Raw genomic sequence first — 12,145 nt, 5'->3', positions numbered from 1 at the left:
GGTGGTTACGGGGCCTGGGCAAGCTCAACGAGCAGTTGCAGGCGATTGCGGATGAATCCGAATCCCTCGAAATGGAGTGGATGGAGCTCTCCGAACAGCTCGAGTAGCGCACTGCGCGCGCGGCACAATGGCACCGGGCGGGGGGGGGATTCCGGGCTCGGCGCCATTGCGGCCATCGAATGGCGACCCTCTACCGTTCCGCTTCCTTGACCTCGTATGCGGATACGACAAGATCCGTGCCGCCAATATTGATGACGGACAGCGAGGTCGCGCCGGGGAAGCGCTTCGCGGGCAGGGAGACCGATTGCACGCCATCGGATGCGCAACCGCCCATGGTGCTCATGGTGTGCGGCTGGCCGTCTTTATACAGCACGAAGGAGAATGGCGTCTGTTCCTCTCCTTTGCACATGAAGGCGACCTCATACGAGTTGTCGCCGTCTATCGGCTCCTTGAACGGAATCATGCCGTCGCCGTGCACGACCTTGGAACCAAGCTTCTTCACCAGAACCGGGTCGGTCTTATCGTCGAATAGGTTATCGGAGGCATAATCGTCGAGCGCATCCACGGTGAATGCCCGATGCGCCTGCACCGCCACATCGTCGGTCTCACTGCTCCGAGCGGAGTCGCCTCCGGTGCCGGATGTTCCATGTGTGGAGTCCGCGCAGCCGACGCACAGGCCCAGCAGCGCGATCGACAGTGCGCAGCACAAACCCCTTCTCATCATCTTGTTCATAAGACACCCCCATTGGTCTGCTTATCGCTCCAGTATAGGCGCTCTTTCGTGCTGTCGCAAGGGAAGCCAGGGCATTGCCGATGGCATGCGCCCGCGATCTCGAGTACGCAGAAAAGCGTACAAATATATTGCACAAATAATTTGTATATAATGGGAGGCGACGGAAAAGGAGTCTTCTACGATGAACGATACGAACTCCAACGAGGGGCAGCTGCCCGAAGATGCCGCAGTGACCGTGACCAGTGCCGATACTCTTCGGGCCATGGCGAGTCCTATTCGCATGAGGATCCTTGGAACGTTGCGGGTGAACGGCGAACAGACCGTGGGAAGCATCAGCGAGCAGCTTTGCGAGGCTCCCGGAGCCATCAGCTACCACTTGGGGCAGCTTGCGCATGCGGGACTAGTGAAAAAGGTGGAGTCTCCTGACGGAGATCGAAGAAAGAGCTGGTGGAAGGCCTGTCAAAGCGCCATTCGTCTGGGGAGGCCCGAAGAAAAGAACGGTACGGACGAGTCGAAGGCCATGGATCTGTTCCGGCGTTCCGCGGCGCTCTCCTACGAGATGGCCTACGAGCGTTTTCTGGACAGGCTGCCGGAATTGCCTCGGGAATGGGCTGATTCATGCACCAGCGATGATCATGTTCTGAACCTGACCGCCGAGGAGACGAGCTCGATGATCGAGGAACTCAATGAGGTCGTGCGCCGCTGGCAGATCAAGGCCGGCATGCACGGCGACGATGAGCTGGGCGTCGAACCCGTGGCTCTGATTCTGCAGGCCTTCAGGTGGGTCTCATAAGACGCCGGCGGGGTTGACGCATGAATCCACGAGCAAACCGGAAAGCGTGGGCGGAACAGTCGGAACAAGTGGGTTAATTGGAGCAAAGCATGAGTGAAACGGCGAAATCATTCTGGCATTCCGCAGGGTATATCCCGTGGTTCACCGCCGATACGGCGTCGGCGGTCGGAGCGGCGCTGCGCGCACTGGCGATCAGTTTGCTTGGATATGCGGTGTCCGGTTCCACCGTCGCCGCCGGGTGGCTCGGAACGTCGTCGATGATCGCGCAACAGGTTGCGAGCGTATTCGGAGGTACCTTCGTCGACAGGCATGACCGCAAACGGCTTATCGTGGCGAACGCCGTCGTCGGCGTTCTGGCTTGGGGCGCAGTTGCGGTGCTGCTGCTGTGCGGCGCATTGTCGTTCCCCGTGTTGCTGTTGATCGCGGTGCTCGCATCCGGCATCAACGGATTTCTTGGGAGCGCTACGGATGCGATGCTCCGCTCGATCATCGATATCCGCTGTTATCCCAAGGCGCGGAGCCTCAACGAGGGGCGTGACGCAACCATCGCCATGGCGGGAAGCCCCATCGGAGGTTTTCTGTACAGCATTGCTCCATGGCTGCCGTTCCTTGCGTCGGCATGCATGTATGCCGTGGCCGGCGTCGCCGCCACCGGCGTCCGCGAATATGGTTCGGATGGCGGGCGTATCGGGGAAACGGATGGCGATGCAGTGAAAGGCGGTTTCTTCCGCGATTTCCTGGAAGGCTGGTCATGGTCGCTGCATCGGAAAACGCTGGTGATCGTGCTTATCGTGGCGGCATTGGTCAATTTCGGCGTCAATGGCATCCAATATGCCATCCAGCTGCATTTGGTGTCGTGCGGGACCAATGCGACCTCCATCGGATTCATCAGTGGCGGCATATCGCTGATGATGCTTGTGGGATCGTTGCTGGCCGGCAAACTCAGCGATAAAGTTCCGGTCGGACCAACCGTGTGCCTCGCCTACCTGTTCATCTGCCTGTGCGCATTGCCGATGACGTTGACCGACAACTATTGGGTCATGCTGGTTGCCAATTCGTTGGTTGGCCTGCCGTTCCCGTTGATTAACGCGATGCTCCTCGGTTTCATCTTCGCCAAGTCGCCTACGAGCATGCAGGGGCGTATCACCGTCACATTGACGGTTCCGGCCCAGGTGCTCTCGATGTTCTGCAGCGCCGTGGCCGGCACCTTGCTTCCGGCTCTTGGATTCCATGGCACGATGTTGGTGTTCCTCGCCGTTCTCGCGGCAAGCGCCGTGCTGGTGACATGCTCCCGCTCCATTCGTGGCATCCCTGGGGCGTCGCAATGGGAGCATACGGCGTTGCGGTGAATCGAAATAAAAAGCGCCGCCCCACGAAACGAATCGTGGGGCGGCGCTTTGCCGTAGGCAATGCCGCTCAGCCCGTTCAGCGACCGGTGATCTCGGAGCCGAGCACCTTCTCGCTCAGGGCTTTCGGGCCGCGGGTCACGGCCACCGCGCCGGAGCGGACCAGCTCGATGATGCCGTAATGCTCCAGCAGACCGAGCAGCGCGTCGATCTTGCCTTCTGCGCCGGTGGCCTCGATGGTCAGCGACTCCGGATTCACGTCCACCACGCGCACGCGGAACAGACGCACGATCTCCAGCACGTCGGAACGGTTGGACTCGTCGGCGGCCACCTTGATGAGCACCAACTCGCGCTCCACGGTGGTTTCCGGATCGAGGTCCACGATCTTCAGCACATGCAGCAGCTTGTTGAGCTGTTTGATGATCTGCTCAAGCGGCACTTCCTCCACGTCGGCCGTGACGGTGACGCGGGAAATGTCCGGACGTTCGGTGGGGGAGACGGACAGCGAGTTGATGTTGAACGCGCGGCGGGCGAACAGGCCGGCGATACGCGCCAGCACGCCCGGACGGTTCTCGACGAGCACGGACAGCGTATGACGCTTGGAACCCGGCTGGGATGCAGGATAATTTGCCATGATCGAAATGTCCTTCCTTACGCTCTACTCGTTCAGTCGTTCTCGCCGGCGCGCTGCAGAGGCTTGACACCGGGCATGTATGTGACGTTGTCGTTGGAATCGCCGGCGGCGACCATCGGCCACACCATGGCGTCCTTCCACACGCGGAAGTCGATCAGCACCGGACGGTCGTTGATCTCGTTGGCCTTCTTGATGCATTCGATGGCCTCGTCCTTGGTGAACGCGCGCATGCCCACGCAGCCGTACGCTTCGGCGAGCTTCACGAAGTCCGGCACGTCCACGATATCAGACGTGTTCTCGCCGTCCAGCAGGTTCGTGGCGGAGTAGTGGTGATTGTAGAACAGGGTCTGCCACTGGCGGACCATGCCGTACACGGAGTTGTTGAGCAGGGCGATCTTCACCGGCGCGTGGTCGAGGAACGCGGCCGCCAGCTCTTCGGAAGTCATCTGGAAGGAGCCGTCGCCGTCGATCAGCCACACCGGCTTCTTGTCGTCGAATTCGCGGGCGGATCCGACGCGTGCGCCGATGGCTGCCGGCAGGCCGAAGCCCATCGTGCCCAGGCCGCCGGAGGACAGCCAGGAGTGGGGCTTGTTGAATTCGATGATCTGGGTGGCCCACATCTGATGCTGGCCCACGCCGGACACCCACACGGTGTTGGGGTCGGCCATGTCGGACAGCTGCTTGACGACCCACTGCGGAGCGAGGCTGCCGTCGGTCGGCTCATCCCACGTGATCGGGTATTCCTCACGCCACTTGTTGATGACGTCCCACCAGTGGCTGGTGTCGGGCTTGCCATGCACCGCCTGCTCGCGCTTGATCTCCGGAATGAGGTCCTTCAGCACGGTGGCAACATCGCCGACGATCGGCACGTCCGGCTGACGGTTCTTGCCGATTTCCGCAGGGTCGATGTCGATATGGATCACGCGTGCGCCTGGAGCGAACGCGTCGAGCTTGCCGGTGACGCGGTCGTCGAAACGTGCGCCGATCGCGACCAGCAGATCGCAACGCTGCACGGCGCCGGTCGCCGCGATTGTGCCGTGCATGCCGAGCATGCCAAGCACCTTCGGATCGGAATCGGGCACAATGCCGCGCGCCGGAAGGGTGGTGACGATCGGAGCGCCGGTCACTTCCGCCAGCTCCTCGACCAGCTCGCCCGCGTCGGAACGCACCGCGCCGCCGCCGACGTACAGCACCGGACGGTACGACTGCTCGAACAGCTTCGCCGCGTCGGACAGCACGCGACCGTGCGCCTTGGTGGTCGGGTTGTAGCCCGGCAGAATCATGCGCTGCGGCCAGGAATAATACATTTCGCCGGTCTGCGCGGTCTTGGTGACGTCCACCACCACCGGTCCCGGACGACCGGAACGTGCGATGTAATGCGCCTCGGCCAGCACGCGCGGAATGTCCTGCGCGCGGGTGACGAGGTACGAATGCTTGACCACCGGATAGGTGGCGCCGACGATATCGGCTTCCTGGAAAGCGTCCGTGCCGATGGCGTTCACGCCGACTTGGCCGGTGATGACGACCATAGGAATGGAATCCATGTTCGCGTCGGCGATCGGGGTGATCATGTTCGTCGCGCCCGGACCGGAAGTGACGATGCACACGCCCACCTGTCCGGTGGTCAGCGCGTAGCCTTCTGCCGCATGTCCGGCGGCCTGCTCGTGACGCATCAGCACGAAGCGGAACTTCGTATCGTCCTTGATGGAATCGTAGACGGGCAGAATCGCACCGCCCGGAACGCCGAAGACGTCCTTGACGCCCAGATCTTCCAGCGAACGAACCAGCGCTTCGGCGCCGGTCATCTTTTCGCCGTCGACAATGGTCTGCTTTTCAGTGGTAGCGGATGCCTTTGGCATGCCGCTGAATGCCTGCAGAGGCGTAGGTAACACCATGTTCCCTCTCATGCTCGTTCGTGGAAAATTTCCTCGTAAGGGGCCGCGGTCGCGTCGTTCATGCGCCGTTTTACCCCTTAAACGGAATGCTATGCAACCGCTTGTGGCGGATTGCAGCCGCATTCCTCTCTGATAATGAGTCTATGCTAACGGCTGACAGCTTGGTTCGCCGGAAAGGCCCATATTCTGGCGCGTTACGCGCCATTGTGATATGGACCATATTTTTTGCGATTGCGACGCTGCCTTGTAATGCTGTTTCGTGACGCCGGCCGTGCCGCCGCTTGCGTTACCGTTTGCGCGGTTACTTGCCCTGCGCTGCATCCTGCGTGCCACCGTTGGACTTGCGGTGTGACCTGTGGTGCGACTTATGCGTCTTCCCGTTCTGCTTGCCGCCCATTTCGCCCTTGCGACTGTCAAGCGCCTTCCAGCCCATTTCCGCGGCCGCCAGCTGCGCCTTGCGTTTGCTGCTGCCGGTACCGACGCCGATGACTTCGCCGCCATCGCCGAGAATCGCGCGCGCGGTGAACTCCAGTGCGTATTCCGGTCCGGCGACCGACGTCTGGTAGTGCGGGTCGGGCAGACCCATCTCATGCGCCTTGACGGTCAGCGACGTCTTCCAATCGAGCGCCGGACCTTCGGTGGCGACCTCCGCCAGCGTATCGTCGACGAGATGATGCACCACGCGGCGCGCCTCGTCGATGCCGTGCTGGATGAACGTCGCGCCGATCAGCGATTCGACGATGTCGCACAGAATCGAGCTTTTGTCCGCGCCACCCTGTTCCGCCTCGCCGTGGCCGAGCAGAATGTACGGGCCGACGTGCAGCTTTTCGCGGGCGATTTTGCTCAGCGATTCCTCGGAAACGGCTTTCGCGCGCATTTTGGCCAGCTGGCCTTCGTTCATGTCGGGATGCACCTTGTACAGCGTTTCCGTGGAGACCAGTTCGAGCACCGCATCACCGAGGAATTCGAGGCGTTCGTAGTTCTTGGCCCCCTCATGCTCGTGTGAGAACGAGCGGTGGGTGAGCGCTTCGACGAGCAGGTCCGGTTCGATTGTGGTGCCGAGCGCCTCGAGCAACACATTGGCGGTCATCTCGCCTTCGGGGGTGATGGAGGTGCCGATGCGGCCGGCGTTGGTATTGTTGCCGTTTTCGGTTTGGGTGTTGTCCTGCGCGTTGTCCTGATTGGTCTCTTTGGCCATGGATGTTCCTTACCGTTCATGCGGCGGGCCGAGCCTGCCGCGGTCTGTGGTTGTGGCCGTTGCGCACATGGCAAGACGCCAGCTGATCTGGCGGTTTTGCTACGCAAGCAACGTATGTCGTACGCCGATCGCACGCGGAAATAAATCGCAATGCAATCGCCGTATCACTTGATAATAATAAAAGAAACCCTGCCACCCGTCGATGGCAGGGTTTCGATGCTTTATACCGTTATCCGGCAACCACTCACTTGGTGTGGATGGAGCGGACAGCCTCGCGGTACACGCGGCCGCGGAAGGAACCGCAGCTCGGGCATGCCATGTGCGGCAGCGTCGGAGCGCCGCAGTTCGGGCAGGTAACGGTCTGGGCGGCCTTGGCCTTCCAGTTTGCGCGGCGAGAATGGGTATTCGCGCGCGAGGTCTTGTACTTAGGCAGTGCCATTGTGTTTCCTCTATTTCGTTCGAACGATTGAGCTTAAGCGTTCAGTATCTTAACGTGAGCTCCGTACAAACGATGGACCATCCCATCCGAACGGCTTATTCCTTGCCTTCCAGCTTGGCTTTCAGCCCTTCCAGCGCGGCGAAACGAATGTCGGTCATGTCATGCTGATGGTCGGGGTTCTCGTTGAGGTCGATGCCGCACTGCGAGCACAGGCCCTTGCAATCCGGCTTGCACAACGGCTGCAGCGGCAGTTCCTCGACCAGCGTGTCGCGCAGCAGCGCCTCGAGGTCGGCCCATGCGCCGCCGTCGAGCAGCGGGTACGTGTCTTCCGCCTCGTCCTCGCCGGCGATGATGTCCACTTCCTCTTCCTTGCCGTTCTTGCCGGCCTTTCCGCCCTTGCCGGCGGCGGACTTGTCCTCATATGGGAAGAAGGAGGTGACGTTCACCGTCCAATCGCGCTGGATCGGCTTCAGGCAGCGCGTGCATTCGGCATGCACGGGAGCGCTGATACGCGCGTTCAGAATCAGACCGTCGACGATCGAATCGAACGAGCCGACCACGCTCACATCCGTGCCTTCGTCCACGCCCACGATCTCATCGCCGATGCCGCTCGGCGCGGGGAAAGTGGCGTCGATCTCCTTGCTTTGCCCCGGACGCGAGGCCACCTGCGCCACGGAAACGGCCCATGGGGAATCTTCAGTACGTGCCATAGTTCAGTCTTTCATCGCTTTCTTGCTATGCGTTTTGCTATGCGTTCCACGCGTGTTACGCGTCTTGTTCAGTTTTCCGGATAATCGTCCGCATCGAGATGGTCCAGATGCGCGCCGGCTTCGCGTTGGCGATCGTACAGCACGTTCAGGCCCGCCTGCACGCCGGTGCCGATCTTGTCGACCTGCTGTTGCAACGATTCCATCATGGTGATGCAGTATTTGTCGGCGTTCTGCGTGAGCTTGTCGGCCTTGGCTTGCGCCTGGTCGAGAATGCCGCGCGCCTTCTGCCTGGCGAGTTCCGTCACGTTCTCCTGCCCGGCAAGGAACTGCGCCTGCTCGTTGGCTTCGCGTACGGTGTCGGCGGCACGCGACTGCGCGGATGCGATGATCGCGTTGGCTTGCGTTTGCGCGCTTTCCAGACGGCGTTCCGATTCGCGCATCAGCGCGGAGGCGCGTTCCAGCTGCACTGGCAGCATCTTCTTGAGTTTGTCGAGCTTGCCGGTGAACGATTCGCGGTCCACGCGCACCGAGCTCGGCGCGAACAGAATCGGCTTGGCCTCGTCCAATTCCTCTTCGATGCTGTCGATGATGTCGTAGACGGTGGTGAATTCGTCGCGGCTGCGATCCGAACTGTCGTCGAGCGGCGCATCGGGATCGAACGTGGCACGAAGGTCGGGCAGGTCCGACATGGAAATCGACGGTTTCGACGATTTCGCGGGCTTTGCCGGCTCATCCGTAGCACGGTCGGCGGCATTGCCGGTTGCGGAGTTGTTGGTCGCTGCGGTACCGGCAACAGCGCCGGTGGCCGGATAATCGGCCGCCGCCGTGACCGGCTGCTGCGACGTGGCGTCATCGGCGTCAGCAAGCGGCTTGAAATCGTTGGTCTCTTCACTCATCATGCTCTCTTTTCGTTCTTGAGCGCCTCGCCAAGCAGCGGAATCACGCAATCGGGCACCATGCCCGTCACATCGCCTCCGTGCCGTGCCACGTCCTTGACGATGGAGCTGGAGATGTGCTCCAGGTCCGGGGCCGCAGGCAGAAACAGCGTTTCCACTCCGGCGAGTTTGCGGTTGACCAATGCCATGCCCAGCTCAGCCTCGTAATCGCCGTTCTGCCGAAGTCCTTTGACGATGACCGTCGCACCGATTTTCGTGCAATAGTCGGTGATCAGGCCGGTGGTCGACGCCACCTTCACATTGGTGCAACCGCGCTTGGCGAGCGCCTGGCGAATGATCTCAACACGGGTTTCTTCGGAAAACATCGGCGTCTTCGCCGCGTTCACGGCCACCACCACATGCACTTCGTCGAAAAAGCGCGCGCAACGCTCGATGACGTCCAGGTGGCCGGCGGTCACTGGGTCGTACGACCCGGGGCAAACTGCAATTGTCATAGCCTTAAGCGTACCGCGATTGGTTGAGAACGTGCGCAACATCGGCGTATGCCCGTGTTGGCGCGGTTCGTGCATACGGGTGGCGGCGCAATGCGGCTCGGCTATGATGGAAGGCAGTGGGGCCGCGATCGCGGCTTGTGTGAGGAGTCTTAATTATGGCATTTGCGATTTTCGATGGCCTGTTCGGATCCGACGATCCGGTTTCGCCGCTGTCCAACCCGGATGCGGGTACCGGTACCGCCGTTCTGGAACGTCCTGAAGAGGAAACGAAGCTTGATGACGGTGGCAATGGCGATGCCGACCGTTTCGCGCATTATGTGTCGCGTGACCGTATCGCCGAATCGAAGATGACGGGCCGTCCGGTTGTGGCGTTGTGCGGCAAGGTGTGGGTGCCGAAGCGTGACCCCACGCATTACCCGGTGTGCCCGGATTGCAAGCGCATCTATGACGAGATGATGAACAGCTCGTTCTGATTGCCGTTCGACCATGTTGCCGATTCATGCCGCCGGTTGCGGTGGCTGAACGTGGCGATTGAATATGGCGGCTGGGTGCGGCGACCGAGTGCGGCGCAACGTCGTATGTTATGCAAAAACCGACGCCGGTGATTCACCGGGAGTCGGTTTTTGTTATGTCTTTTGCGCTGTACAGGGCGCTTTACTCCATGACGGACGTCACAGCACGGTGACTTCGGTCGGGATGACCGGATCGCCCTTCATCAGGCTCTGCGCGCCGATCGGCAGTTCGGCGAGCGCCTGCGCGCGGTAGTTGTGCGCGTTGGCGATCGCGTCGTGGCCCTGGTATTCGCTGTGGTTCTCGCCATTGGTGACGTAGTCGACGAGCAGGTCCTTCCAGCCGTCTTCCGGCTGGTATGCGGCGAGCTTGTCTTCGGAGCCGGAGATGACGTGTTCGCAGTCGGCCAGCGAGTATTCGTAGGAGCGGAAGGCGAGCTTGCGGCCCGGAACGGTGGCCTTGTCCTTCGACTTCTTGGCGACCGGCTGCATTTCGCCGGCGGAGTTCTCGCGTTCGGTGAGCTTGTAGACCATCGCGCAGGTCGGGGCGCCCGAGCCGGTGACGAGCATGGTGCCCACGCCGTAGGAGTCGACCGGTGCGGTCTGCAGTGCGGCCAGCGCGTATTCATCGAGGTCGTTGGTGACGGTGATCTTCGTGTTGGTGGCGCCGAGCGCGTCCAGCTGGTTGCGCACGCGCTGCGCGAGGGAGGCGAGGTCGCCCGAATCGATGCGCACACCGCCCAGTTCCGGTCCGGCCACTTCGACGGCGGTTTTCACGGCTTCTTCGATGTTGTAGGTGTCGACCAGCAGCGTGGTGTTCTTGCCGAGCGCCGCGATCTGCGATTCGAAGGCGCTTTTCTCGTCGTCATGCACCAGGGTGAAGCAGTGCGCGGCGGTGCCGATGGCCTTCAGACCGTACATTTGCGCGGCCAGCAGGTTGGCGGTGCCCTTGAATCCGCCCACCACGGCGGCGCGTGCGGCGGCGACCGCGGCCCATTCGTTCGTGCGGCGTCCGCCCATATCCATGCACGGACGGTCCTTCGCGGCGGTGGCCATGCGGGACGCGGCGGAGGCGACGGCGGAATCGTAATTCAGAATGCTCAGCAGCAGCGTTTCCAGCAGCGTGCATTCGCCGAACGTGCCTTCAACCTGCAGGATCGGCGAGTTCGGGAAGAACATCTCGCCTTCGCGGTAGCCCTTGATGGAGCCGGAGAAGTGGAAGTTCTCCAGCCATTTGATGGTTTCCGGGCTTACCACCTTGCGGTCGGCGAGGAATTTCAGGTCGTTGTCGTCGAGGTGGAACTTCTCGAGCGCGTCGAGGATGCGTCCCTGTCCGGCGGCCACGCCGTAGTGGCGGCCCAACGGCAGATGCCGGGTGAAGATCTCGAATACGCACTTGCGGTTGGCGGTGCCGTCCTTCAGGCAAGCGTCAAGCATGGTGTATTCGTACATGTCGGTCATGAGTGCGGGTGAATAATCCAGCATTTCCAAAGCCTTTCTTGACTTTTGGTGAAACTGACCATAAGTGTAGGACCCACGGTGGCCAATCTTTGGTTGCATCCCATCATACGTGCAGGAGGGGTCTCGAGGCGCGGCGTGCTTGGCTGGTGATAGGGTCGAATGCTGAAAAGACGAGTAATCGGACGGCGGCAAAAGCCGAAATCAGCGGAAAGCGAAGTGCAGAACAGCAATGGTAGCGATTAAGGATATGTTGGGCGACCAGACCGTGGTGCGTGCGGACGGACGCAAGGTGGACGAACTGCGCCCGGTGCGCATCACCCGGCATTTCACGGACGTTCCGGAAGGCTCCGTGCTCATCGAATGCGGCAACACGCGCGTGATGTGTACCGCCACGTTCACGGCCGGCGTGCCGCGCTGGCGCAAGGACTCCGGCCTGGGCTGGGTCACCGCGGAATACGCGATGCTGCCGCGCGCCACCGCCGACCGCACCGACCGCGAGTCCGTGCGCGGCAAGATCGGCGGCCGTACGCACGAGATCAGCCGTCTGATCGGCCGCTGCCTGCGTGGCGTCGTCGATATGAAGGCGCTCGGCGAAAACCAGGTGCAGATCGACTGCGACGTGCTGCAGGCCGACGGCGGCACCCGCACCGCTTCGATCACCGGCGCGTACGTGGCGCTCGTCGACGCGATGCATTGGGCCGAGGAACACAAGCACGTCAAGTCCGCCGACCGTGTGCTCAAGGACTGGGTCTCCGCCGTCTCCGTCGGCGTGATCAACGGCAAGCCGATGCTGGACCTGCCGTACATCGAAGACAGCCAGGCCATGACCGACATGAACGTGGCCATGACCGGTTCCGGCGATTTCATCGAGATCCAGGGCACCGCCGAGCATCGTCCGTTCAACCGCGCCGAACTCAACACCCTGCTCGACCTCGCCGAAAAAGGCAACAGGGAGCTGCAGGCCGCCCAACGCGCCGCGCTCGCGCTCGACTGAGCCGATCGACGGCACGGCATGCGCTGAATGTAGGACGTTGACG

At 61.7% G+C, this 12,145-nt stretch carries 13 protein-coding genes; 4 read left to right on the top strand and 9 right to left on the bottom strand.

Annotation, left to right across the window (positions count from 1 at the left end):
• Positions 1-190: 190 nt before the first annotated feature.
• Positions 191-733, bottom strand: coding sequence for a hypothetical protein (locus KSX58_RS01395; RefSeq protein WP_217735821.1), 543 nt, complete (start codon positions 731-733; stop codon positions 191-193).
• 181 nt (positions 734-914) lie between these two features.
• Here KSX58_RS01395 and KSX58_RS01390 point away from each other — a divergent pair, with 181 nt between their 5' ends.
• Positions 915-1,526: a helix-turn-helix domain-containing protein gene (locus KSX58_RS01390; protein WP_217735822.1), complete on the top strand. Its 612-nt coding sequence runs from the start codon at positions 915-917 to the stop codon at positions 1,524-1,526.
• A gap of 89 nt (positions 1,527-1,615) precedes the next feature.
• Entirely contained in the window at positions 1,616-2,875 is a 1,260-nt protein-coding gene (locus KSX58_RS01385; protein WP_217735823.1) for an MFS transporter, read from the top strand.
• 76 nt (positions 2,876-2,951) lie between these two features.
• Here KSX58_RS01385 and ilvN read toward each other — a convergent pair whose 3' ends face one another.
• From ilvN to coaD, 7 genes are all read right to left on the bottom strand, one after another.
• Complete coding sequence (ilvN, locus tag KSX58_RS01380; protein WP_003807691.1) at positions 2,952-3,506, bottom strand: acetolactate synthase small subunit; 555 nt, start codon at positions 3,504-3,506, stop codon at positions 2,952-2,954.
• 32 nt (positions 3,507-3,538) lie between these two features.
• Complete coding sequence (locus tag KSX58_RS01375) at positions 3,539-5,401, bottom strand: acetolactate synthase large subunit (RefSeq protein WP_217735824.1); 1,863 nt, start codon at positions 5,399-5,401, stop codon at positions 3,539-3,541.
• Between the two features lie 301 nt (positions 5,402-5,702).
• Positions 5,703-6,491, bottom strand: coding sequence for a ribonuclease III (gene rnc / locus KSX58_RS01370; protein WP_011742747.1), 789 nt, complete (start codon positions 6,489-6,491; stop codon positions 5,703-5,705).
• 352 nt (positions 6,492-6,843) lie between these two features.
• Positions 6,844-7,038, bottom strand: coding sequence for a 50S ribosomal protein L32 (gene rpmF, locus KSX58_RS01365; protein ID WP_003807696.1), 195 nt, complete (start codon positions 7,036-7,038; stop codon positions 6,844-6,846).
• A 95-nt stretch (positions 7,039-7,133) separates the two neighbouring features.
• On the bottom strand, positions 7,134-7,748 hold the full coding sequence (locus KSX58_RS01360) for a DUF177 domain-containing protein (RefSeq protein ID WP_003807697.1): 615 nt from the start codon (positions 7,746-7,748) through the stop codon (positions 7,134-7,136).
• A 68-nt stretch (positions 7,749-7,816) separates the two neighbouring features.
• Positions 7,817-8,647, bottom strand: coding sequence for a cell division protein (locus KSX58_RS01355; RefSeq protein ID WP_035010187.1), 831 nt, complete (start codon positions 8,645-8,647; stop codon positions 7,817-7,819).
• Positions 8,644-9,138 (bottom strand): pantetheine-phosphate adenylyltransferase, encoded by a 495-nt coding sequence (gene coaD / locus KSX58_RS01350; RefSeq protein ID WP_021913439.1) that lies wholly within the window; start codon positions 9,136-9,138, stop codon positions 8,644-8,646. Before coaD ends, KSX58_RS01355 begins: the two co-directional genes overlap by 4 nt.
• A gap of 155 nt (positions 9,139-9,293) precedes the next feature.
• Between coaD and KSX58_RS01345 the strand changes: the two genes are divergently transcribed.
• Entirely contained in the window at positions 9,294-9,611 is a 318-nt protein-coding gene (locus KSX58_RS01345; RefSeq protein ID WP_021913440.1) for a DUF3039 domain-containing protein, read from the top strand.
• A 198-nt stretch (positions 9,612-9,809) separates the two neighbouring features.
• Here KSX58_RS01345 and KSX58_RS01340 read toward each other — a convergent pair whose 3' ends face one another.
• A complete protein-coding gene (locus KSX58_RS01340; RefSeq protein WP_217735825.1) occupies positions 9,810-11,207 on the bottom strand; it encodes a nicotinate phosphoribosyltransferase in 1,398 nt (465 codons plus the stop codon).
• Between the two features lie 130 nt (positions 11,208-11,337).
• Here KSX58_RS01340 and rph point away from each other — a divergent pair, with 130 nt between their 5' ends.
• Positions 11,338-12,102, top strand: coding sequence for a ribonuclease PH (gene rph / locus KSX58_RS01335; RefSeq protein WP_003807709.1), 765 nt, complete (start codon positions 11,338-11,340; stop codon positions 12,100-12,102).
• The last annotated feature ends 43 nt before the right edge of the window (positions 12,103-12,145 follow it).

It is taken from the genome of Bifidobacterium sp. MSK.17.10, from assembly GCF_019129655.1.
In the GTDB taxonomy this organism is placed as follows: Bacteria; Actinomycetota; Actinomycetes; order Actinomycetales; family Bifidobacteriaceae; genus Bifidobacterium; species Bifidobacterium adolescentis.
The sequence above is the reverse complement of the archived record's forward strand: the minus strand, read 5'-3'. Positions and strand labels throughout refer to the sequence as shown.

Coding starts and splice junctions, on each gene's coding strand:
- KSX58_RS01395 (WP_217735821.1), bottom strand. CDS start 733: ATGAACAAGATGATGAGAAGGGGTTTGTGCTGCGCACTGTCGATCGCG.
- KSX58_RS01390 (WP_217735822.1), top strand. CDS start 915: ATGAACGATACGAACTCCAACGAGGGGCAGCTGCCCGAAGATGCCGCA.
- KSX58_RS01385 (WP_217735823.1), top strand. CDS start 1,616: ATGAGTGAAACGGCGAAATCATTCTGGCATTCCGCAGGGTATATCCCG.
- ilvN (WP_003807691.1), bottom strand. CDS start 3,506: ATGGCAAATTATCCTGCATCCCAGCCGGGTTCCAAGCGTCATACGCTG.
- KSX58_RS01375 (WP_217735824.1), bottom strand. CDS start 5,401: ATGGTGTTACCTACGCCTCTGCAGGCATTCAGCGGCATGCCAAAGGCA.
- rnc (WP_011742747.1), bottom strand. CDS start 6,491: ATGACCGCCAATGTGTTGCTCGAGGCGCTCGGCACCACAATCGAACCG.
- rpmF (WP_003807696.1), bottom strand. CDS start 7,038: ATGGCACTGCCTAAGTACAAGACCTCGCGCGCGAATACCCATTCTCGC.
- KSX58_RS01360 (WP_003807697.1), bottom strand. CDS start 7,748: ATGGCACGTACTGAAGATTCCCCATGGGCCGTTTCCGTGGCGCAGGTG.
- KSX58_RS01355 (WP_035010187.1), bottom strand. CDS start 8,647: ATGATGAGTGAAGAGACCAACGATTTCAAGCCGCTTGCTGACGCCGAT.
- coaD (WP_021913439.1), bottom strand. CDS start 9,138: ATGACAATTGCAGTTTGCCCCGGGTCGTACGACCCAGTGACCGCCGGC.
- KSX58_RS01345 (WP_021913440.1), top strand. CDS start 9,294: ATGGCATTTGCGATTTTCGATGGCCTGTTCGGATCCGACGATCCGGTT.
- KSX58_RS01340 (WP_217735825.1), bottom strand. CDS start 11,207: ATGCAACCAAAGATTGGCCACCGTGGGTCCTACACTTATGGTCAGTTT.
- rph (WP_003807709.1), top strand. CDS start 11,338: ATGGTAGCGATTAAGGATATGTTGGGCGACCAGACCGTGGTGCGTGCG.